This is a genomic window from Nocardiopsis sp. iso_238, from assembly GCF_056173325.1.
In genome coordinates this window covers 5467883-5489983 of record NZ_CM149668.1, presented here as the reverse complement: position 1 = coordinate 5489983, position 22101 = coordinate 5467883, and the positions used below count along the sequence as shown (strand labels likewise).

The following is a 22101-nucleotide window of genomic DNA, read 5'->3' as shown; positions in this document are numbered from 1 at the left end:
TGCAAAAGCGCCTGCGTCTTTTTCTGTCAATGCCTCGCTTGAATTCTCGGGGGAAACATGATCAAGAAGCTGACCGCTGCTGGCCTGGTCGCTGGTGCCGCGATGGGCGCGCTCCTCATGGGCGCTCCGGCCTCCGCCTCCCACGGCGGTGACCAGCAGTTCAACCAGAACCTGCAGCTCGTTCCGATCCAGTCCTGCAACCTGACGGGCAGCGTCGGCCTGGTGGCCGTCACCATCCCGATCCTGTCGCCGCAGACCACGGGCGACTGCGTGAACGGGCCCATCGGCACCAACATCAGCTAGTCCCGGCAATCGGTTCGACCGAGACCATATCTCAAACTTCTCTGAAGGGTAATTCAATGCTGCGTAAGCTCGGTGTTGCCGGCCTCGTTGCTGGTGCTGCTTTCTCTGCCGTTCTGGCCGCCACTCCGGCCTCCGCCTCCCACGGTTCCCACGGTGGCGACCAGCAGTACAACCAGAACCTCCAGGCCATCCCGGTCCAGCTGTGCAACACCAGCGCCGCCGTGGGTCTGGTCGCTGTGAACGTCCCGGTCCTGTCGCCGCAGACCACCGGCGACTGCGTCAACGGCCCCATCAGCACCAACATCGACTAGGAGAACCCCACAATGCGTAAGTTCACCGCCGCCACCGCCATCGCCGGTGTCGCTCTCGGCGCCATCCTCGCGGCCGCTCCCGCGTCCGCCTCGCACGGTGGCGACCAGCAGTACAACCAGAACCTTCAGCTGGTTCCGGTTCAGCTCTGCAACACCGAGCTGGCCGTCGGTCTCCTGGCCGGCGTCAACGTGCCGATCCTGTCGCCGCAGACCACGGGCGACTGCGTCAACGGCCCGATCAGCACCAACATCGACTAGGGAGCCACCCATGCTGCGCAGGTTCACCGCCGCCACGGCGATCGCCGGTGTCGCGCTCGGCGCGATGCTCGCGGCCGCTCCGGCCTCGGCCTCGCACGGTGGCGACCAGCAGTTCAATCAGAACCTCCAGTTGGTTCCGATTCAGCTGTGCAACACCGAGCTGGCTGTCGGCCTGGTCGGCGCCAACGTGCCGATCCTGTCGCCGCAGACCACGGGCGACTGCGTCAACGGTCCGGCGAGCACCAACGTCAGCCACGACAGTGCTGACAAGGGCGAGCACGACCGTGCCGACGAGGGCAACCACGGCTACGGCTACTGACCACCTGAGCGTGGTCGACGGAGCCCCCGGGCTCCGGTGACGGAACAGAGCGGGTCCGAGGCCCCCCGGCGTGTGCCGGGGGGCCTCGCCGCATCCCGCGACAGGATGGTCGCGAACCCAACGGAGGAGGTCGGTTGAAGTCCACACTCGTGGCCGGTGCCCTGATGGTCGGGGCGGTCCTGGCGCTGACGGCCTGCGGTGAGTCCGAGGAGCCCGTCGAGGACCGCCCCACGGCGCAGGACGACGCCCCCGGCACGGACTCCCCGGAGCCCGCCGACGGGCCCGTCGCGGAGGGCGAGGTCCAGGTCCTCAACCTGCACGGAGACGAGGAGGGCTTCGAGGACCAGCGCCCGGAGGTCTACGTCGCCACGGGGTCCACGACCTTCTCCGACATGGAGTGGGACGAGTGGGGCGACACCCGCGCCCGGGGCGAGGGCGAGGTCCTGGGCACCTGGTGCATGGACCAGGGCTGCCAGAACGACCCCTACGACGTGGAGGTGGAGCTCGGGGACCCGGTGGAGGCGGACGGGACCTGGTTCTTCTCCACCTACTCGATCACCGAGTACGACGACGACATGCCCCAGGAGCAGCGGGACGCGCTGGCCGACGCGGACGGCGGACGCCTCACCCTTCCGGCGGCCCCCGACGACCAGTCGACGTGAGCTTCGACTCCGCACCCGCTTCCACGAATCCTCGCAAAGTCGAGAAAACTCTCGAACCCGCTGGTCAGATCGGACGCGGGATGCATTTCAGCGGGGTCCGGGGTGGCCGAACCGGGCGTGGCGGGCCCCGGAGGTCTCTAGTCTGCTGAGTTGTGGGACTCAACCAGTGGGCGGACGACCGCGCGGACGAAGGACAGGGCACCGGTGACCGGCCGGTGCCACGGCACGGCCGCGCCGCTCTGCTGCGCCTGGCGACGTGGTTCGAGGCCGCGGAACCGGACCGCGCGGAGGCGCTGGCCACCGCGGCCTTCGCCCTGCACCCCGCCCGCCACCTGGAGGGGCGGGTGGACGACACGGTCGCGGCCACCACCAGCTGGTGGCAGGCCGAGGCCGACCGCAGCGCCGTCACCGAGCACCCCGGGACCCGCCCGCCCGAACCCGTGCGCGACCACCGCGCCCAGCAGGCCCGCCTGCGCGACGCGGCCGAGTCCTCCGCGCACTGGCGCCGAGCCGGTGCCGAACAGATCCGGTCCCTGCTCACCGAACCCACCTCGGACCGCGCCCGCCTGGACCTGTCCGGCGCCGGGATGGAGGTCCTCATGGAGCTCCTCACCGCCGCGCTCGGCTCCGGTGACGCCTCCCGCCGCCCCACCTCGGCCGGGGACCTGGAGTTCGGGCTGCGCCTGCACGTCCACGCCTCGCCCGGGGCGGAGCTCACGATCCGGGGCGAGGGCGGGGACCTGACGCTGGAGGGCCTGAGCCTGTGCGTTACCTCCTACGAACAGCACGCCGTACCGACGACCGGTGAGCGCCCGCACAGCCTGGAGCTCCCCGTGGTCCCGGCCGCCGACGACCTCCGCGACCCCGACGTGGAGACCACCGGCCCCATCGACATCGCGAGCGGAGGATGGGACTGATGGAGACCAGCGCACACACCGAGGACGCCGCCCTCATCGGTGAGCGGCAGGCCGCCGCCCGCGCCCTCATGGCCCGCCCCCTGCTCACCCGGCGCACCCACCCGGCCGAGTTCTCCCTCGTGCGCTCCCACGCCGAGTGGCTGGTGCAGCGCTTCCAGCGGGTCCTCGGCTACCGGCTGACCGTGGCCGACGAACACGCCCGCCTGGTCAAGCGCGGCCTCGTGGACGAGGTGGTGCGCCCGGCCACGAGGTCCACCGGCGCCCGGTTCACCCCCCGGACCCACACCTACCTCGCACTGGCCCTCGCCGTCCTGGTCGAGCAGACCGGGCCCACCAGCGCGTGGTCACTCACCTCCCGGGTCCGCGCCGCCGCCCGCGAGGCCGGGATCGACGCGGACCCCACGAGGGGCCTCGGTGAACGCCGGGCCTTCTGCGCGGCCCTGCACCACCTGGTCGGTCTCGGGGCGCTCACCGAGACCTCCGGGACCGTCCGCGCCCACCAGGCCGACCCGGCGGCCGACGTCGGACTCACGCCGCACACCGGCGCCCTGCGCGCCGTCGCCGCCCACCTGCCCCGGGCCGGCGACGACCCGGACTCCTTCCTCGCCGACGCGGCGGACCCGGACCCCGAGGGCGACCAGGCGGGCGAGATCGGCCTGCGCCGCCTGCTGGCCGAGACCGCCGTGGTCTACCGGGAACACCTCCCCGACCGCCAGCGCGACCGCCTCGCCGCCCACCAGTGGAGGGCCGCCGCCGCCCTCGGCAACCTGCTCGGCTGCGACACCGAGATCCGCGCCGAGGGTGTGGCGCTCGTCATGCCGGACGAGACCGAGGCGACCGCGCGCTTCCCCTCGGACGACCCGGTGGGCCGCACGGCGCTGGCCCTGGTCCGCCACCTCTCCGGCCGCCTGCACCCCGGCCGCCCCGCCACCTCCGTCCCCGTCCCCGACCTGGAACTTCTGGCCGCGCTGGAGACCCTCGGCGGTGAGGACGCCCCGATCCGCGCCGAGTGGGCGCGCGCCGCGGGCCCCGAGATCCCCGATCCGGACCGGCTGGCCGCCCTCGTGCTGGAGCTCCTGACCGGCCTCGGCCTGCTCACGGGAGGCCCCGGGGCGTGGTCGCTCACCGCCGCCGGGGCCCGGTTCGGCGCCGACGTGGACGAGCGCGTCCCGCTGATCCAGGACAATGACGAAGACAGCCGGACACTCCCCGCGCGACCGCGTGGTTCCGGTCAGGACGAACCCGATCCCCAGACCGGCCCCCGAGGCGACCTCGACCGGGTGACGTCCGTGCTGCAAGCGGTGGCGAACGAGAAGGTGAGCGCGACCAGTGGTGACACAGGAGACGATCGAGGCCCCCGGGACGGCTCCGGCTGATCCTGCCGACTCCCCCCGCTACCGCCTGGAACGCGCGGGCATCAGGAACGTGTGGCAGTACGACGACCACGTCCTGGACTTCGCGGAGGGGCGGCTGCTGCTGCGCGGCCGCAACGGCGCGGGCAAGTCCAAGGCCCTGGAGATGCTGCTCCCCTTCCTGCTGGACGGCGACGTCCGGCGCCTGGACACCACCGGCACCAACCGCACCAGCCTGCGCTGGCTGATGGCCGACGACCCCCGCTCCGCGCGCGGTCCGGTCGAGGAGGACACCGGCCCCGACCTGCTCGGGGGCCCCGCCGAACCCGAGTCCGGGGAGGACGGGGAGCCCGCAGACGGCCCGGCGCCCGCCGACGCCAGCTCCGGACCGGCCACCCGCCTCGGCTACCTGTGGGTCGAGTTCACCACCGCGCGCGGCGACCGCGGCCTGGACTCCGCCACCCCCGCGCGCACCCTCGCGCCCGCCGCTCCCACCACCGCCTCCGCGCTGCTCGCCGCCCTCGCACCGGCCGCCGACCCCGAGGACGACGCGGACCCGGCCATCGACGGCACCGACCCCGCCCGGGCCCCGGCCGACACCGACGACGAGGACGCCCCTGGGGCCCCGCCCCGGCACCTCACCCTCGGGGCCGCCGTCATGGCCGTCGGGGACGCCGACCCGCGCTGCGTGTTCTTCGTGACCGACCGCAGGGTCGGCCACGACCTCGACCTCGTGACCGACGGCCGCCCCAAGCCCGTGGACCGGCTGCGCTCGGAGATCGGCGCCGACAACTGCTTCACGAGCGCCGTCCCCTACCGCGCCCGCGTCATGCGCGACCTGTTCGGGATCGACGACTCCGTCCGCTACCGCAACCTCATCCACCTGCTCTACCGCCTGCGCCGCCCCACCATCGGCGACCGCCTGGAGGCCGGAGAGCTGGTCGGCGTGCTGTCCGAGGCCCTCCCGCCCATGGACGAGTCCGTCCTGGACGAGGTCGCCCGCAACATCGCGGACCTCGAACAGGCCCGCAGCGACAAGAACGGGCTCACCGAGGCCGGAGCCGGGGTCGCCGCCTTCCTCAGCGACTACCACGGCTACCTCCTGCACACCCTGCGCGCCCGCTCCTCGGAGGTCCGCGAGCAGCTCGACGCCTGCACCCGCCGCACCGAGGAGACCGACCGCCTGCGCGCGGAGCTGGACGACCTCATCACCGCCGAGAGCCAGATCGCGGAGGAACGCGACCAGGCCCGCCGCACCCGCGACACCGCCGACGCCGACGACGGCACCCTCGCCACGGCCCAGGGCGCGGCCGCCACCGCCACCACCAACGAGCGCCGCGCCTACGACGCAGCCGTCGGTGCCTACATCCGCGCCGCCGAGGCGGCCTGGGCCGCCGCCGAGCACGCCGCCACCACCGAGTCCCACGCGGTGGAGCGCCTGGGCGAGGACACCACCGCCATCGAGCGGGCCCTGGAGATCCTGCGCCAGACCCACCTCGAAGCCGCGCGCGCCGCCACCGCCGCCGGACTCGACACCCAGGGGCTCGGGCAGGTCCCCGACGCCCACACCACCGTGCACGCCCCCAGGGAGAGCACCACCCGGGTCGACCTCCAGGGCCTGGAACAGGCCGTCGAGCGCGCCCCCGTCGAGGGCGTCGACCTCGCTGACCTGCGCGACCACCTCGGCCGCCTGCACGACCGGCTCACCACCTGCGCCGACGCCGCCGCCGACCGCACCGACCTCGCCACCCAGCTGACCGGCCTCACCACCGCCGAGGCCGCCACCGACCGCCACCTGGTCGCCCTCACCAGCGAGGCGGAGAGCGCCGAGGCGGTCCTGGAGCACACCCACACCCGCGAGCAGGAGGCCATCGCCGCCCTACGCGCCGAGAGCACCACCTACGCCGACGGCGTCCGCGCCTGGGCGGCCCGGCTGCGGGACTCCAGCCACGCCCACGCTCTCGGTGAGGCCATCCACGAGCTGGAGGGCAGCGTCGAACTGCCCATCACCGACACCCTGCGCGTGCTGGACCCCCAGGTTCCGGCCGCCGTCTCCCGCCTCGCCCACACCGCCGTGGACCCGCTTCTGGAGGAACTGCGCGCCCGCCGCGACGTCGCCGTCAACGAGGAGGGCCAGCTCTCCGACGAACTGGCCGACCTCGCCGCCCGACGCGCGAGGAACACCGACAGCGCCCCCGAGCGCCCCGCCTGGGCCACCTACCCGCGCCCGGACGGCGACGGCGTCCCCTTCCACCTGGCCGTGGACTTCGCGGACGGTCTCACCCCGCGCGAACAGGCCGGACTGGAGGCGGCCCTGGAGGCCAGCGGACTGCTCTCCGGGTGGATCCGCGCGGACGGCACCCTCTACGACCCCACCACCCGCGATCTCATGGTCACCCCGGCCCGCCCGGCCAAGGGCCGCACCCTCCTGGACGTCCTCGTCCCGGTCGTGTTCCCGGACCGGGGCGCGCACGGCGACAACCTCCGCGCGCTGTTGTCCTCCATCGCCCTGCACTCGGAGACGCCGGGCAGCGCCGAGGACACCGAGCCCAAGCACCGCCGGGACAGCGCCGTGACCACCGTCAGCTCCATGTCGCTCTCCGGCGGCTGGCGCCTGGGCGTGGCCTCCGGAGCCCACTACAAGGGCGAACCGGAGTTCATCGGTGAGGCCGCCCGCAAGCGCGCCCGCGACCGCCAGTCCGCCAACACCGACCGGCGCATGGCGATCGCGGAGGCCCTGCTGGCCGAGGCCGGGGAGCGCCGCTGGGCCGTGGAGCACTCCTACACCGAACTGCTGGCGGTCTCCCGCGACCTCCCCGAGGCCGCCCCGCTGATCCGCGCCTGGGCCACCCTCGACGTGGCCCGGACCGACGTGGCCGCCGCCCGCCGCGCCCACGACACCGCCCAGGCCGCCGCCGAGTCCACCCGGGGCGAACTCCTCGGCATCCGCACACGGCTGACCGAGGCCGCCCGGGACGAGCACCTGCCCACCGTCCGCGCCGAACTCGACAGCGCCCTGCGCGCCCTGGACCACCTCCGGGTCCTGATCGCCTCGGCCCTGCGCGACCTCGACGTCCTCGCCTGGGAACTGGCCGACCACGAACGCCACGTCGCCGCCTGGTCCCGCACCCGCGCGGCCCGCGTCCTGGCCGAGGACGCCCGCGCCGCGGCGATCGACGACATGATCACCGTGCGCCGCCAGTTCGAGCTCGGTGACCGCGCCCGGGGCGTGGCCCCGGAACAGATCGACGCCGCCCGCGCCCAGGTCCAGGCGCGCGCGAAGGAGGCCGCCGATCGCCTCCCCGAACTCGAACGCGACGCCCAGCGCGCCCGCGACGAACGCGTCAGCGCCGAGGTCCGGCTCGACGTCGCCACCACCGAACGCGCCGAACAGGTCCGCCGCGCCCTGGCGGCGGGGGAGGCCCTGGTCTCCTCCGTCACCACCGTCGGTGACCCCGACAGCCCGGCCGTCACCGGCACCGAGGACACCGTCCCCGACGCCGTGCTGCTCCGCGCCGCCGGGCTGGAGGACTGCGCCGGGAGCGACGCCCCCCTGGCCCGTTACCTGGCGGCCGTCAACGGCGGACCCGAGGTCGAGACCACCGGGCCGGACGAGCGCCTGGCCCTCCTGGCCTCCTTCACCTCGCAGCTGGAGGACGGCCTGGCCGCCCAGGACGGCGTCGACGAGGTCGACGACAGCGCCATCCTCGGCAGCCGCGAGGAGCTGCACCGCCTCCTCACCTCGGTGGGCTGGGCCCAGACCCGCACCGAACTCAGCGAGCCGCGCGGCGTGAAACGCCTCACGGTCCACGACGAGGACGGCGCCCACGACGTCACCTCCTACGCGGAACGCGTCGCGGAGGCGGTCGTGCGCGCCGAGGAGACCGTGGCCGTCGCTGAGGAGGAGGCCTTCGAACGCCACCTCCTGGGCGAGCTCGCCGGACACCTCTCCCGCCAGATCGACGAGGCCCGCGCCCTCATCGCGACCATGAACGACGTCCTCAAGGACGTCACCACCTCCGCCGGGCTCGGCGTCCGCCTGGACTGGAGCCTGGCGCCCGACGCCGGGGCCGACGTCGAGGCGGTCGTCCCGCTGCTGGCCACCCCGGCCGACGAGCGCACCCGGGTCCAGACCACCCGCCTGCGCGACGCCCTGCGCCGCTGCATCGAGGCGATCCGCCGTCTGGACCCGACCGCCACCGGCGGCGCCCAGCTGCGGGCCGCGCTCGACTACCGCTCCTGGTTCACCTTCACCGTCTACGTGACCGACTCCGCCGGGGACGAGCGCCGCCTGGGCCACCGCACCGCGCTCAGCCAGGGCGAGCAGCGCGTCGTCGCCTACCTCGTGCTGTTCGCGGCGGCCGCCGCCCAGTTCGACGCCCTGGCGGCCCGCGCGCCGTGGGCACCGCGCCTGATCCTGCTGGACGACGCCTTCGCCAAGGTGGACGAACCCACGCACGGACGCCTGCTCGGACTGCTGGTCGAACTCGACCTCGACTTCGTGCTCACGTCCGAACGCGTCTGGGGCTGCTTCGCGAGCGTGCCGAGCCTGAACATCTACGAGTGCCTGCGGGACCCGAACGTCCCGGGCATCGCCACCCTGCACTTCACCTGGGACGGCAGCAGGAGGAGGCTGGTCGGCGTGTGACCCGGCGGCCCCGGCACCGCCGACGGCCTGAGGCGTCGGGTTCCCCGAACACGCCGACGCGCGCCCGCCGACCGTGTCACAGTGGCCTGGGTCACCTCCGGTCCTCGGGGGAGTGAGGCGCCGGAGAGTCCGGGTTCCAGCAAGCACCGAGCAAGACGAAGCAAACCGCCAGCGAGGAGCGAGCGTCAGGCGTAGACGAGGATGCCGTGTCGCCTTCTGAACCCGGATCCCTCTGCGAAGGCGCCGAACACGCTCCGAAGCGAAGCGGAGGCGCAATCGGGTACGACGGGTATCGGGTGCCGTCCGGCGCGCGTATCACCAGCGCGCTTCCTCCCGTCCTGTCCTACTCTGCAGGTGCAGGTTCGAGAACGGAGCGGGGTGGCGAAGGTGACTCGGGGACCCGAGGCGGACACACGCACAGGACGGGACGGCCACGCGGCCGCACCCCAGACCGAGGACCCCACCACCAAGGCACTCCTCGACGCCCTGGCGCGTTCGGGGCTGCCCGAGGCGGTCCGTACCTGGGTCGGCGCCGCCCTGTGGGGTGAGGAGGCGCTGGAGGCGCTCCTGAGGGGTGAGCACATCCCCGGGATCGTCCCCGGGGAGTCGCCCGAGCCGCCGCCCGGACGGGTGCGCCGGGCCTACCTCACCGGCATCCGCGTCCAGGGGTTCCGCGGCATCGGCCGACCGGCCGACCTCACCTTCTCCCCGAGCCCCGGCCTCACCGTCATCGTCGGCCGCAACGGCTCCGGCAAGTCGAGCTTCGCGGAGGCCGCCGAGGCGGCCCTCACCGGCCGCAACCCGCGCTGGGACGCCATGCCCACCGGCTGGCGCGACGGCTGGCGCAACCTGCACTACGACGAGCGCACCGAGGCGACCGTGGACATCCACATCGCCGGGGACCCCGGACCCACCCGGATCAGCCGCCGCTGGACCGGGGAGAGCGTCCGCTCCGCGCGCGGCGAGGTCGTGCACCCCAACGGCGACGTCTCCCCGCTGCGCACCCTCGACTGGGGCGAGAACCTCGTCCGCTACCGGCCGTTCCTGTCCTACGACGAACTCGGCCGCACGGTCACCGGCCGCGCGGCGGAGCTGTACGACACCCTCACGGCGCTGCTCGGACTCACCGGGCTCGCGGAGGCCGAGCGCCGACTGGCCAAGGTCTGCGACGGGCTGGCCCGGCGCCGCGACCGGCCGTCCCGCGAGCTGCGGCCGCTCCTGGACGTCCTGGGCGCCTCCAACGACCCCCGGGCGGTCCAGGCCGTCGGTGTGCTCTCCGCGCCCTCCATGGACCTGGAGGCGCTGCGCCGGGTCGCCTCCGACGACGGCCCCAGCGACCCCGCCCTGCACGTGGTCCTGCGCCGCCTGCGCCGCCTGGCCGTCCCCGAGCGCACGCTCATCGCGGACGTCGTCAACGAACTGCGCGGTGCCGCCATGGAACTGGCCATGGCGGCCGGGAGCAAGGGCGACCACGCGCACGGCGTGGTCCAGCTCCTCGAACAGGCGCTGGAACACCACAAGCGCCACCCCACCGAGACCACCTGTCCCACGTGTGCCGCGACCGGGGCGCTCGGCGCCGACTGGGTGCGCCGCGCCAACGCGCAGCTCCGCGCGCTCCGGCCCCAGGCCGCCTCCGCCTCGGCCGCCTACGACCGCGCCTCCGCCGCGCGCGACCAGGCACGCTTCCTGCTCTCCCCGGTGCCGTCCTGGCTGCCGCCGGAGAGCGAGCTCGGTCAGGTGTGGGCGCTCTGGGAGTCCGGCTCCGACATCGAGGACCTCGGGGAGCTGGCCGAACACATCGAGACCGTGGGCCGCCGACTCCGGGCGGCGGCGGTCAGCGCCCGCCGGGACGCCTCCGAACGGCTGGAGGATCCCACCGAGGGCTGGTCCGACCTCGCGGAACGGCTCTCCGGCTGGCTGGACGACGCCCAGGACGCCGTGGCGGCGAGCGAGACCCTGGGGGCGGCGGAGGCGGCCCTGAACTGGCTGGCCGAGCACGCGCGCGGCGTGCGCGCGGAACGGCTGGGGCCCGTGATCTCCCAGGCGGAGCAGGTCTGGTTCCGGCTGCGCCAGGAACGCCACATCGACCTCCAGGGCATGCGGCTGATCGGCCGGGGCGCCCGCCGGAGGGTCGAGGTGGACGTCTCCGTCGACGGCGTGGACGACCAGACCAGCGCGCCCGGGCTGCTCAGCCAGGGCGAGTTCCAGGCCCTGGCGCTGTCCATCTGCCTGCCGCGCGCGCTGGTGGAGGGCAACCCGTTCGGCTTCCTGTTGCTGGACGACCCGGTCCAGGCGATGGACACCGAGACGGTGGAGGGGCTGGCGGCGGTCCTGGCCGAGGTGGGGCGGCACCGGCAGCTCATCGTGTTCACGCACGACACCCGGCTGTCCGACGCCCTGCGCAGGCTCGGCCTGCCCGCCGACATCCGGACGATCAACCGCGACGCGATGTCCAACGTCTGGCTGGCCGAGCCGAACGGCTGAGACCGGGCCCGGGCCGGGTGCACGGCGTCACATCCGCCCTTTTCCGGGCCCCGGGCCGGACGGTGCGGAGGGCCCCGAGAGCGCGTGTGAACCCCTGTCGACCAGGGGTTCCCGTGTTCCGTGCGGAGTGCGGGGGAGGGGGTCGGAGTACGTCCCGGCGGGCCTCCTCCGGGGCGCCCGGCGCTCGATTTGGCAGAGCACCCCCGGATCCCTGTATAGTCATGTTCAGCGCAAGGGGGCAACACCCCCGGGGCGGACGAGAGAAAGTCCCACAGCGCGCCCCTTTAGCTCAGTCGGCAGAGCGTCTCCATGGTAAGGAGAAGGTCTACGGTTCGATTCCGTAAAGGGGCTCCACCACTTGACGAGGTTCCGGTCCACTCAGGTGGGTGGCCGGTGGAACTTCACCGGCCTTGACAGAGGGACATCCAGGATAGGATGTCCTTCCGTTCTGATCGGGGCGGGGTAGCTCAGTCGGTAGAGCAAGCGGCTCATAATCGCTGTGTCGTCGGTTCAAGTCCGGCCCCCGCTACCAACCCGCTGACCCCTGAGGCCCAGTACTCAGGGGTCGTCGTGGGTCTCCAGCAGTGTTCAACTGCGCCCAGGTAATGTCTCCAGCGAGAAAGGCACTCCGAAGTGGCTGCCACAGACGTGAGGCCGAAGATCACCCTGGCCTGCCAGGAGTGCAATCACCGGAACTACATCACGCGCAAGAACCGTCGGAACACCCCCGACCGTCTGACGATCAAGAAGTTCTGCCCGAACTGCCGCAAGCACAACGACCACCGCGAGACCCGCTAGGTTCTCCAGGTCCGTCGTCCCCGGCAGGGAGCGGTCGGCTTCTCGTAGACTCCAGCCCGGTGAGCACTTCGCTCACCGGGCTTTTGTTATTGCTGACACGGGCGGCGGGCGCAGCCCCGGCCGCTCCGTGAGCGCACACCGCACAGGAGAGACAGAGCGTGGCGATCAACCCTGACTACCTCGGCCGGGAGTACCCCGCCCCCGAGGCCTACGAGGTGACGCGCGGCAAGATCCGCGAGTTCGCCGAGTCGATCAACGACCTCAACCCCGTCTACCTCGACACGGCCTCCGCCAAGGCCCTCGGGTACGCCGACGTCATCGCCCCGCCCACCTTCCCCGTCATCCTCGGCATGGCCGGGTCCGCGCTGGCCCTGGCCGACCCGGACCTCGGGGTGGACTTCTCCCGGGTCGTCCACGGCGACCAGAGCTTCCGCTACAGCCGTCCGCTCCAGGCGGGCGACGTCCTGAGCACGGTCACCCGCATCACCGACATCAAGGCGCTGGGCGGCAACGAGCTCATCACCATGGAGACGGTGGCCGAGGCGGCCGACGGTGAGCACGTGGTGACGGCGGGCATGATGCTCGTCGTCCGGGGTTCCTAGGAAGCGGGGAAGACTGTGAACACGATCAAGTACGCGGACGTCGAGGTCGGCACCCAGATCCCCGAGCGGACCTTCCCGGTCCGCCGCCTGGACCTGGTCCGCTACGCGGGCGCCTCGGGTGACTTCAACCCGATCCACTGGAACGAGCGGTTCGCCAAGTCGGTCGGCCTGCCCGACGTGATCGCGCACGGCATGTTCACCATGGCCGAGGCCGGCCGGGTCGTCACCGACTGGACCGGGGACCCCGGCAGCGTCGTCGACTACTCTGTGCGCTTCTCCGCGCCCGTGGTGGTCCCGGACGACGACCAGGGCGCCGAGATCACCGTCAGCGGCAAGGTGAAGGCCAAGAACGACGACGGCACCGTCACCGTTCTGCTCACCGCACGCTCCGGTGGGGCCAAGGTCCTGGCCAAGGCCTCCGCCGTGGTCCGCCTGGCCTCGTAGCCGCCCGGCCGCGACCGACCCGCCCGCACCCGCGTTCGTTCTCTCCGCAAGAGGTATGCCCCGTGTCCACGATGCTCGCTGACCACACCACCCTCGGCCTGGGCGGCCCCGCCAAGGCCTTCCGGACCGCCAGCTCCACCGACGAGCTCGTCGCCCTCGTCACCGGGGCCGACCGCGAGGGCGAGCGCGTCCTCGTGCTCGGCGGCGGCAGCAACCTGGTCGTCGCCGACGACGGGTTCCCCGGCACGGTGGTCCTGGTGGCCTCCCAGGGCGTCACCACGACCGAGGCCGGAACCGACCCGGAGACCGGCGAGGAGATCGTCCTGCTGAGGGCGGACGCGGGTGTGGAATGGGACCCGCTCGTGGAGCGGACCGTCTCCGAGGGGCTCAACGGCGTCGAGTTCCTCTCCGGCATCCCCGGGCGGGTGGGCTCCACCCCCATCCAGAACGTGGGCGCCTACGGCCAGGACGTCAGCCAGACCGTCCGCGAGGTGCTGGTCCTGGACCGCACCACCGGGGAGCTGGTCACGCTCTCCAACACCGACTGCGGCTTCACGTACCGCGACAGCGCCTTCAAGGGCCACGACCGGTACGTGGTGTGCGAGGTCGTCTTCGAGCTGCGCCGCGGGCCGCTGAGCCGCCCCGTCCGGTACGCCGAGGTGGCCCGCACCATGGGAGTGGACGCCGGGGAGCGGGTGCCGCTGGCCCGGGCGCGCGAGGTCGTCCTCGGTCTGCGCCGGGGCAAGGGCATGGTCCTGGACCCCGCCGACCCCGACACCCGCAGCGCGGGGTCGTTCTTCACCAACCCGGTCCTGTCGGCCGAGGAGTACGCGGCCTTCCGCGAGCGGGCCCTCGCGCGCCTGGGCGCCGACACCGAGGTGCCGGGGCACCCCGACGACGCGGGCAACGTGAAGCTCTCCGCCGCCTGGCTGATCGACCGGGCCGGGTTCACCAAGGGCTACGGCGACGGCCCCGCGCGGATCTCGGGCAAGCACACCCTGGCGCTCACCAACCCCGGCGGTGCCACCACCGCGGACCTCCTGGACCTGGCCCGCGAGGTGCGGGCCGGGGTCGAGGAGGCCTTCGGGGTGCGCCTGGTCAACGAACCGGTGATGCTCGGCGTCAGCCTCTGAACCAGGCGGTCACCAGCCGAAGGGCGCCAGCGCCTCCTCGAACTCCGCGAGGCGGTCGGGGCACATCTGGTCGACCCCGATGACGAGGAGGCCGGGGTCACTGCCCTGGTCCATGTAGCCCTCGGTCCAGGCCGCCGCGCTCTCCGCGTCGCAGGCCGACCGGGTCACCCGGGTGACGGCGTCCATGTCGTTGGCCCGGGCCCCGTACGACTCGACCATGTCGCGGTGCGCGTCCTGGTCGTAGACCTCCGCCGCGCATCCGGCCAGGAGCAGCGGTGTCATGAGCGCGCTCATGACCAGGGGTGTCTTGCGGTGCACGGGGGAGCTCCTCGCGTTGGGGAATGTGACCGGAGGGACGCATGAGGCAGGTCACCGGTTGCCAGGATCCCCAGCGTCAGCGGGGCGGCACGGCCCGTGACGATGCGCCCAAGAAATAAGTTAGGCGCATCCAACACCTTTATCAGGCCAACCTGATAAATCAATTCGACAGATCAATAAATTGCAATCAACAATGGTTCTGGTAATGTCGTGAGCGTCGAAGGGGAGTAGTCCCCAATGCACACGGTCGACACACTGGACGCCGCCGTCCCGGCCGTGTGAGCCCAGCGCAGCGGGCGGACGAGACCTTTGACCCGGTAGGAAACGACCGGGTTGAAGGGGCGTTCTCCGCCTCCTTCTGCCCATCACGGACAGCGGGAGAACCATGTCAGCTTTTCTGATCGGCCTCGGCGTGAGCTCGGGCGCCATCTTCATCGCCGAAATGGGCGACAAGACCCAGTTGGTCGCGATGTCCCTGGCGACCCGTTACCGCGCCCTCACCGTCATCCTCGGCATCACCGTCGCCACCGCCGTGGTGCACCTGGGCAGCGTGTTCATCGCCGAGGTCCTCGGCGCGGCCGTCCCGACCGACTGGCTCACCCTCGTGGCCGGGTTCGCCTTCCTCGTCTTCGGACTGTGGACCCTGCGCGGCGACGAGATGTCCGACAAGGACGAGGAACGCGCGGCCTCCCGCCGCATCCGCTCCGGCTTCATGACCGTGTTCGTGGTCTTCCTCGTGGCCGAGCTCGGTGACAAGACCATGCTCGCCACCATCACCGTCGGCACCCAGTACCACTGGCTCCCCGTGTGGATCGGCTCCACCGTCGGCATGGTCGCCGCCGACGCCATCGCCATCGCCATCGGCGCCGTCCTCGGAAAGAAGCTCCCGGAGCGGGCCATCCGGATCGGCGCCGCCGTGCTGTTCTTCGTCGCCGGGGCGGCGATGCTCGGCCAGGGCGCGTGGATGCTCCTGGCCTGAGCGCGCCGGGCGGGGGGAGACCCCCGCCCCGCTCAACCCCCCACGGGCTCCGGCTCCGCGGCCAGCCAGTCGTCCACCCCGGAGAGCATCTGCTTCTTCAGGGAGTCGGGCGCCCCGGCGCCCCGGATGGACATCCGCGCGAGGTCCGCGAGCTCGGCGTCGGTGAACCCGAACACCTCACGGGCGATCCGGTACTGCTCCACCAGGCGCGGACCGAACAGCAGAGGGTCGTCGGTGCCCAGGGCGATCGGAGCCCCGGCCTGGTACAGCCTGCGCAGCGGAACGCGTTCGAGCTCCTCGAACACCCCGAGGCCCACGTTGGAGGTCGGGCAGACCTCCAGGGTCACCTCCTGGGTCGCGATGCGCTCCAGCAGGTAGGGGTCCTCCACGGCGCGCACCCCGTGGCCGATCCGGTCGGCGTCCAGCTCGTCCAGGCACTCCCGGACGCTGCGCGGGCCGTTGAGCTCCCCGCCGTGGGGCGTGGAGAGCAGCCCCGCGCGCTTGGCGATCCGGAAGGCCGCCTCGAACTCACGCGCGCGCCCGCGCCGCTCGTCGTTGTTCAGCCCGAACGACACCACGCCCCGGCCCGAGTACTGGGCGGCCAGGCGGGCCAGGGCCCGGGCGTCGAGCGGGTGCCGGGTCCGGTTCGCGGCCACCATCAGACCGATCGCCACCCCGGTCTCGCGCTCCGCCACCCGGGCGGCGTCCAGGATCAGCTCCAGGGTCGCGGTGAGTCCGTCGAAGAGCGACGCGTACCCGCTGGGGTCGACCTGGATCTCCAGCCAGCCCGAACCGGCCTCCCGCTCGTCCTCCGCCGCCTCCAGCAGGAGGCGGTGGATGTCCTCTGGTCTGCGCAGCACCGAGCGGGCGATGTCGTAGAGGCGCTGGAAGCGGAACCAGCCGCGTTCGTCGGTGGCCCTGAGCTTGGGCGGCCACTCCTTCACCAGCGCCTGGGGAAGGTGCACCCCGCGTTCCTCGGCCAGTTCCACCAGCGTGTCGTGGCGCATCGAGCCGGTGAAGTGCAGGTGCAGGTGGGCCTTGGGCAGCCGGTCCAGCCGGCGGGCGGTGGTCGGTGTCTCCATGAACCAAGCCTGCCGTATGAAGGGCACCGAGCGTGCCAGGAATGGCCAACACCACAACGGCCGACGCGCCCCGGGCCGGAACCCGGGGCGCGTCGGCCGTCGAAGGCGTCCGGCGGGGCTACTCCGCCTCGGCCAGCAGCTTCTGGACGCGGCTGACGCCCTCCACCAGGTCCTCGTCGCTGAGCGCGTAGGACAGGCGCAGGTAGCCGGGTGTCCCGAAGGCCTCACCGGGCACCACCGCGACCTCGGCCTCGTCCAGGATGATCTCGGCCAGCTCGGCGGAGGTGTGCGGGGTCCGGCCGCGGATGCTCCGGCCGAGCACGCCCCGGACCGACGGGTAGACGTAGAAGGCGCCCTCCGGCACGGGGCAGAGCACGCCGTCGATCTCGTTGAGCATGCGCACGATGGTCCGGCGGCGGCGGTCGAAGGCCTCACGCATCGAGTCCACGGCGGTCAGGTCGCCGGAGACGGCGGCCAGCGCGGCGGCCTGGGAGACGTTGGCGACGTTGGAGGTGGCGTGCGACTGGAGGTTGCCCGCCGCCTTCACCACGTCCTTGGGGCCGATGATCCACCCCACCCGCCAGCCGGTCATCGCGTACGTCTTCGCGACACCGTTGACGATCACGGTGCGGTCCGCGATCTCGGGCACCTCGACGGGCAGCGAGGAGAACTCCGCGTCGCCGTACACCAGGTGCTCGTAGATCTCGTCGGTCAGCACCCACAGGCCGTGCTCGTGGGCCCAGCGGCCGATGGCGCGCACCTGCTCGCGCGGGTAGACGGCACCGGTCGGGTTCGACGGCGAGACGAAGACCAGGACCTTCGTCCGCTCCGTGCGGGCGGCCTCCAGCTGCTCGACACCCGCCCTGTACCCGGTGCTCTCGTCGGTGACGACGACGACCGGCACACCCCCGGCCAGCTTGATCGACTCCGGGTAGGTGGTCCAGTACGGGGCGATGACGAGGACCTCGTCGCCCGGGTCCAGCATGGCGGCGAAGGCCTCGTAGATGGCCTGCTTGCCGCCGTTGGTCACCAGGACCTGGGCGGGCTCCACCTCGTAACCGGAGTCGCGGCGGGTCTTCTCCGCGATGGCCGCGCGCAGCTCGGGCAGCCCGGCGGCGGGGGTGTAGCGGTGGAAGCGGGGGTCGCGCGCGGCGGCCACGGCCGCCTCGACCACGTAGTCCGGGGTCGGGAAGTCCGGCTCGCCCGCGCCGAAGCCGATAACGGGGCGGCCCTCCGCCTTCATGGCCTTGGCCCTGGCGTCCACCGCGAGGGTGGCGGACTCGGAGATGGCGCTGATACGTGCGGAGACGCGGGGTCGGTCAGTCATGTCTCCATCGTGTCACGTGCGCCTTCGCGGCTCCGGGCCGGAGGGGGAACCGGTTTGTCCATAGCCGTGATGAGGGCGTACACTCACCGCGTCGGCCGGTCGCGTGCGGGTGTCACATCCACAAGGGTGTGCGACAGCACTCCGGACCGGCTATGGTGGGGAACGCAGTTTCCGCTAAGGGCAGTGGCTCAATTGGCAGAGCACCGGTCTCCAAAACCGGCGGTTGGGGGTTCGAGTCCCTCCTGCCCTGCAAGTCCGCGCGTGGTCGGGGTGGCGCATCCGTCGCCGCCCCGATCGCGAGGGCGACGGAACTACGGGGATACGAAGCAACCCGCGACCCTAAGGACCCCAGGTGACTCAGACTGACGCCGACGCGAAGCCCGACAAGGAGCCGAAGCGTCGTACCGGTCCGGTGACGTTCACCAAGCAGGTCGTCGGAGAACTCCGCAAGGTCCGCTGGCCCACGCGCAAGGAACTGGTCACCTACACCATCGTCGTGATGGTGTTCGTCGTGATCGTCCTCGCCTACGTCTCCCTCGCCGACTTCGCCTTCGGTGAGGCCGTGACCTGGCTCTACGGCACCTTCGGCCGTCCCGCCGGAGCCTAGCTCCCACCCCGTGCGCCCTCGCGGGCGCCCTCGACGGTGGCCGTGCCCACCTTCACCCGGTTCCTCCCGACCGGACCTCGTCCGGTCACGCTCGTCCGCGCGTTGGTCCCGCTTCGCCCGGAGAGACCGTAAGCTGGCAGGACTGGGTTCGACGCACGGCCGGTTTTCGGTGTGCGTCGTGCGCACTAGCGAATCCGACGAGAGAAAGAGCAGCCGTGTCCGAGTCCCCACTGACCTCTGACGACTTCCCCGAAGAGGAGCCGGATCAGTCGTCGGCGGAAGAGACCGGCCTGGCGGGCGAACTGTCCGAGGAAGCGGTCGAGCCGACCGACGCCGACAGCCCGGAGCAGACCGAAGAGGCCGACGAGAGCACCGAGGACGCCGATGAGGCCGACGCGGAGCCCGAGCTGCCCCGTCTCGACCCCGTCGAGGAGTTCCGCAACGAGCTCGTCCTCCTGCCCGGCGACTGGTACGTCGTGCACACCTACGCGGGCTACGAGAAGCGGGTCAAGGCCAACGTCGAGAGCCGTACCCAGTCCCTCAACATGGAGGAGTACATCTTCCAGGTCGAGGTGCCCGAGCACGAGGTCACCGAGGTCAAGAGCGGCAAGCGCCAGCAGGTCACCGAGAAGGTCCTGCCCGGCTACGTCCTCGTCCGCATGGACCTGACCGACGAGTCCTGGTCGGCCATCCGCAACACCCCCGGCGTCACCGGTTTCGTGGGCCTGTCCAACAAGCCCGCCCCGCTGAGCCTCACCGAGGTGGCCAAGCTCCTGGCGCCCGAGCCGGAGGAGGAGCCGGAGCAGACGCAGCAGGCCCGGTCCGCCGGCGGCGGCTCCGAGTCCCGCTCCGACGTGGCGTACGAGGTCGGTGAGTCCGTCACCGTCATGGAGGGCCCGTTCGCGACCCTGCCCGCCACCGTCAGCGAGATCAACGCCGACACCCAGAAGCTCAAGGTGCTGGTGTCGATCTTCGGCCGCGAGACCCCGGTCGAGCTCTCGTTCAACCAGGTCGCCAAGATCTGACCCTGTGGGGCCTTTCCCACAACCCGCCCGGACCACTGTCCGGGCGACGTAGACTTGGTGGGTCCGTCCCTCGCGGGACGGGCCCACTGTCGCGCTGTACCACCCGGGTGCGAACCCGGGCGGAACGCGCTCCGGTCCGTCCGGTCCCGACGGACCGTGACCCCGTGCCCCCGGCACGGACAGCCTCCTTCGGCAGCGGCTCCACAGCGGTCCCCGTGGCCCGTGGCGTCGTGGGGGAGGCAGGGATCGGCACACAACGCAGATCAGGCAAAGGACCCGATATGCCTCCGAAGAAGAAACTTGCCGCACTCGTCAAGGTGCAGCTCCCCGCCGGTCAGGCGACCCCGGCGCCGCCCGTCGGTACCGCTCTCGGTCCGCACGGCGTCAACATCATGGACTTCTGCAAGCAGTACAACGCTGCTACGGAAGCCCAGCGCGGCAGCGTCATCCCCGTCGAGATCTCCATCTACGAGGACCGCTCCTTCACCTTCATCACCAAGACGCCTCCGGCGCCTCGGCTGATCCTGAAGGCCGCCGGGCTGGACAAGGCCGCCACCGACCCGGGTCGCAGCACCGCCGGTTCGATCACCGCCGACCAGGTCCGTGAGATCGCGCAGACCAAGCTGCCCGACCTCAACACCGACGACATCGAGGCCGCGTCCAAGATCGTCGCCGGTACCGCCCGCTCGATGGGCATCGAGGTCAAGTAGCTCCCCTCGGGGTTGCTCGACGGCAAGAACCACCGTGGCAGGGCCAGCGCTGGCCCTAGGACCACACGTTCCCGTAGGAGAACAGCGTGAAGCGCAGCAAGAACCACCGCAAAGCCAACAACCTGGTGGACCGCGACCGGCTCTACAGCCCCGCCGAGGCTCTGAAGCTGGCCAAGGAGACCACCAACGTCAAGTTCGACGCGACCGTCGAGGTCGCCCTGCGTCTGGGCGTCGACCCGCGCAAGGCCGACCAGATGGTCCGCGGCACCGTGAACCTGCCGAACGGCACCGGCAAGACCGCTCGGGTCCTGGTCTTCGCGACCGGTGAGCGTGCCGAGCAGGCCCGTGCCGCGGGCGCCGACATCGTCGGTGACGACGACCTGGTCGAGAAGGTCCAGAACGGCTTCCTGGACTTCGACTCCGTCGTGGCCACCCCGGACCTCATGGGCAAGGTCGGCCGCCTGGGCCGCGTGCTCGGTCCGCGTGGCCTCATGCCCAACCCGAAGACGGGTACCGTCACCCCGGACGTGGCCAAGGCCGTGACCGAGATCAAGGGCGGCAAGATCGAGTTCCGCGTGGACCGCCACGGGAACCTGCACTTCATCATCGGCAAGGTCTCGTTCGACGAGCCCAAGCTGCTGGAGAACTACCAGGCCGCGATCGACGAGGTCAACCGCCTCAAGCCGTCCGCCGCCAAGGGCCGCTACATCAAGAAGGCCGTGGTCACCACCACGATGGGCCCGAGCATCCCGCTCGACGCCTAAGGCTGTTTCTCTTTGGGCCTCCGCTTCGCTTTGGCCCGGGGCTCGGGCCTCCGCTTAGCTTCGGCCCGAGGTTCGTGACACGAGAACGGCCCCCGCACTCCCTGAGGAGCGCGGGGGCCGTTTCCGTGTGCGGGGGTGTTACACGGTGCCGATCTCGTCCTCGGCGGGGATCTCGAAGGAGGTCGAGCCCAGGGCGGAGAACTCCATCCAGACGTCGGACTCGTCGTCGGAGAACTCGATGCGCATCGGGAAGCCGTCGGCGTCCAGCCAGAGCTTGGTGTCCAGGGTGCTCTCCAGGCCGCCGCCGAACAGCTGCTCCACGGCGCCGCGCTCCTCGGCCGTCATCTCGGAGATGTCACCGGTGGACATCGAGCCCTCGACCACGGTGGTCTCGACGCCGTCGATCTCCTCGGTACCGACCTCGGTGACGTCCTCCAGCTCGGAGAAGGCACCGGCCAGGTCCGGGAGCGCGTCGACGTCGAAGCTCTCGGTCGGGTCCGCGTTCTCCTCGACGTCACCGCGCAGCCACGGGGTGCCGGAGCCGTAGAGACCGTGGGGGTCGGCCATGAGGGTGTCGCCGCCCTCCAGGAGGAGGACGGTGGAGGCGCTCAGGTCCTCGGCGGTGACGCCCTCGGGGAGCTCCCCGCTCATGGACATCAGGTCGTACATGGTCTCGCCCAGGAAGGGCATGTCCACGGTGGCCAGGACCGCCGCGGGGTCGTCGATCACCTGGTAGTTGAAGGTGACGGTGACGTCGCCCTCGGCCGCCGGGTCGACGGTGACGACCTCCATGTCGAGGGTGTAGTTCGTGAGTTCCTGGGTGCTGGCGCCCAGGTTGTCCAGCAGGTCGCCCAGAGAGGAACCGGCGGGGGAGGCCTCGGCGGTGTCGCCGCCGTCAGCCGCGGGCTCCTCGTTACCGCAGGCGGTGAGGGCGAGGAGCAGGGAGAGGGAACCGGCGGCGATGAAGGCCGGAGTGCGGGTGTTCACGCGTACGTGTGCTTTCTCTAAGAGGGCGCGTCAGAGAACGGGGACGCCCAAGTAAGTCATCATGTTCGCAT

The 22101-nt window shown here is 71.8% G+C and carries 22 protein-coding genes and 3 tRNA genes; 21 read left to right on the top strand and 4 right to left on the bottom strand.

Annotated features, from left to right (window positions below; genetic code table 11):
• Positions 1-57: 57 nt before the first annotated feature.
• The 15 genes from AC0VYL_RS24720 (at position 58) to AC0VYL_RS24650 (ending at position 14231) form a co-directional block, all read left to right on the top strand.
• The gene (locus AC0VYL_RS24720; protein ID WP_378738596.1) at positions 58-303 is read left to right on the top strand and encodes a hypothetical protein; all 246 of its coding nucleotides are present in this window, start codon (positions 58-60) and stop codon (positions 301-303) included.
• Positions 304-359: 56 nt separating this feature from the next.
• Positions 360-614 carry a hypothetical protein gene (locus tag AC0VYL_RS24715; RefSeq protein ID WP_378738594.1) on the top strand — a complete coding sequence of 85 codons (255 nt, stop codon included), beginning with the start codon at positions 360-362 and terminating at the stop codon, positions 612-614.
• 12 nt (positions 615-626) lie between these two features.
• Complete coding sequence (locus AC0VYL_RS24710) at positions 627-872, top strand: hypothetical protein (protein WP_378738592.1); 246 nt, start codon at positions 627-629, stop codon at positions 870-872.
• Between the two features lie 10 nt (positions 873-882).
• Positions 883-1191 carry a hypothetical protein gene (locus tag AC0VYL_RS24705; RefSeq protein WP_475456386.1) on the top strand — a complete coding sequence of 103 codons (309 nt, stop codon included), beginning with the start codon at positions 883-885 and terminating at the stop codon, positions 1189-1191.
• Between the two features lie 134 nt (positions 1192-1325).
• Entirely contained in the window at positions 1326-1853 is a 528-nt protein-coding gene (locus tag AC0VYL_RS24700) for a hypothetical protein (RefSeq protein WP_475456384.1), read from the top strand.
• Positions 1854-2005: 152 nt separating this feature from the next.
• Positions 2006-2770, top strand: coding sequence for a DUF2397 family protein (locus tag AC0VYL_RS24695; protein WP_475481618.1), 765 nt, complete (start codon positions 2006-2008; stop codon positions 2768-2770).
• Entirely contained in the window at positions 2770-4146 is a 1377-nt protein-coding gene (locus AC0VYL_RS24690; protein ID WP_475481617.1) for a TIGR02678 family protein, read from the top strand. Before AC0VYL_RS24695 ends, AC0VYL_RS24690 begins: the two co-directional genes overlap by 1 nt.
• Positions 4100-8770, top strand: a complete 4671-nt coding sequence (locus AC0VYL_RS24685) for an SbcC/MukB-like Walker B domain-containing protein (protein ID WP_475481616.1) — start codon at positions 4100-4102, stop codon at positions 8768-8770. Before AC0VYL_RS24690 ends, AC0VYL_RS24685 begins: the two co-directional genes overlap by 47 nt.
• A 378-nt stretch (positions 8771-9148) precedes the next feature.
• Complete coding sequence (locus AC0VYL_RS24680) at positions 9149-11254, top strand: AAA family ATPase (protein ID WP_475481615.1); 2106 nt, start codon at positions 9149-9151, stop codon at positions 11252-11254.
• A 278-nt stretch (positions 11255-11532) separates the two neighbouring features.
• Positions 11533-11608: transfer RNA gene (locus tag AC0VYL_RS24675), tRNA-Thr, on the top strand.
• Positions 11609-11710: 102 nt separating this feature from the next.
• A tRNA-Met gene (locus AC0VYL_RS24670) sits at positions 11711-11786 on the top strand.
• 101 nt (positions 11787-11887) lie between these two features.
• Positions 11888-12052, top strand: a complete 165-nt coding sequence (rpmG, locus tag AC0VYL_RS24665) for a 50S ribosomal protein L33 (protein WP_026117477.1) — start codon at positions 11888-11890, stop codon at positions 12050-12052.
• A gap of 158 nt (positions 12053-12210) precedes the next feature.
• Positions 12211-12654 carry a MaoC family dehydratase N-terminal domain-containing protein gene (locus AC0VYL_RS24660; protein ID WP_475456374.1) on the top strand — a complete coding sequence of 148 codons (444 nt, stop codon included), beginning with the start codon at positions 12211-12213 and terminating at the stop codon, positions 12652-12654.
• A 15-nt stretch (positions 12655-12669) separates the two neighbouring features.
• On the top strand, positions 12670-13098 hold the full coding sequence (locus tag AC0VYL_RS24655) for a MaoC family dehydratase (RefSeq protein WP_475456372.1): 429 nt from the start codon (positions 12670-12672) through the stop codon (positions 13096-13098).
• 62 nt (positions 13099-13160) lie between these two features.
• On the top strand, positions 13161-14231 hold the full coding sequence (locus AC0VYL_RS24650) for a UDP-N-acetylmuramate dehydrogenase (protein ID WP_475456370.1): 1071 nt from the start codon (positions 13161-13163) through the stop codon (positions 14229-14231).
• A 9-nt stretch (positions 14232-14240) separates the two neighbouring features.
• On the opposite strand, the gene AC0VYL_RS24645 is transcribed toward AC0VYL_RS24650, so the two are convergent.
• On the bottom strand, positions 14241-14549 hold the full coding sequence (locus AC0VYL_RS24645) for a hypothetical protein (protein WP_475481614.1): 309 nt from the start codon (positions 14547-14549) through the stop codon (positions 14241-14243).
• 385 nt (positions 14550-14934) lie between these two features.
• Here AC0VYL_RS24645 and AC0VYL_RS24640 point away from each other — a divergent pair, with 385 nt between their 5' ends.
• A complete protein-coding gene (locus tag AC0VYL_RS24640) occupies positions 14935-15528 on the top strand; it encodes a TMEM165/GDT1 family protein (protein WP_475481613.1) in 594 nt (197 codons plus the stop codon).
• A 32-nt stretch (positions 15529-15560) separates the two neighbouring features.
• On the opposite strand, the gene AC0VYL_RS24635 is transcribed toward AC0VYL_RS24640, so the two are convergent.
• The gene (locus AC0VYL_RS24635; RefSeq protein ID WP_475481612.1) at positions 15561-16610 is read right to left on the bottom strand and encodes an adenosine deaminase; all 1050 of its coding nucleotides are present in this window, start codon (positions 16608-16610) and stop codon (positions 15561-15563) included.
• Between the two features lie 118 nt (positions 16611-16728).
• Positions 16729-17937 (bottom strand): pyridoxal phosphate-dependent aminotransferase, encoded by a 1209-nt coding sequence (locus tag AC0VYL_RS24630; RefSeq protein ID WP_475481611.1) that lies wholly within the window; start codon positions 17935-17937, stop codon positions 16729-16731.
• A 177-nt stretch (positions 17938-18114) separates the two neighbouring features.
• Here AC0VYL_RS24630 and AC0VYL_RS24625 point away from each other — a divergent pair.
• The 5 genes from AC0VYL_RS24625 (at position 18115) to rplA (ending at position 21043) form a co-directional block, all read left to right on the top strand.
• Positions 18115-18187: transfer RNA gene (locus AC0VYL_RS24625), tRNA-Trp, on the top strand.
• A 102-nt stretch (positions 18188-18289) separates the two neighbouring features.
• Complete coding sequence (secE, locus tag AC0VYL_RS24620) at positions 18290-18544, top strand: preprotein translocase subunit SecE (RefSeq protein WP_378738568.1); 255 nt, start codon at positions 18290-18292, stop codon at positions 18542-18544.
• 215 nt (positions 18545-18759) lie between these two features.
• The gene (gene nusG / locus AC0VYL_RS24615) at positions 18760-19569 is read left to right on the top strand and encodes a transcription termination/antitermination protein NusG (protein ID WP_475456360.1); all 810 of its coding nucleotides are present in this window, start codon (positions 18760-18762) and stop codon (positions 19567-19569) included.
• Between the two features lie 281 nt (positions 19570-19850).
• Positions 19851-20279: a 50S ribosomal protein L11 gene (gene rplK, locus AC0VYL_RS24610; protein WP_049569197.1), complete on the top strand. Its 429-nt coding sequence runs from the start codon at positions 19851-19853 to the stop codon at positions 20277-20279.
• An 86-nt stretch (positions 20280-20365) separates the two neighbouring features.
• Positions 20366-21043 carry a 50S ribosomal protein L1 gene (rplA, locus tag AC0VYL_RS24605; RefSeq protein ID WP_017543020.1) on the top strand — a complete coding sequence of 226 codons (678 nt, stop codon included), beginning with the start codon at positions 20366-20368 and terminating at the stop codon, positions 21041-21043.
• Between the two features lie 138 nt (positions 21044-21181).
• On the opposite strand, the gene AC0VYL_RS24600 is transcribed toward rplA, so the two are convergent.
• Positions 21182-22030, bottom strand: a complete 849-nt coding sequence (locus AC0VYL_RS24600; protein ID WP_475481610.1) for an SCO4651 family lipoprotein — start codon at positions 22028-22030, stop codon at positions 21182-21184.
• Positions 22031-22101 lie beyond the last annotated feature (71 nt).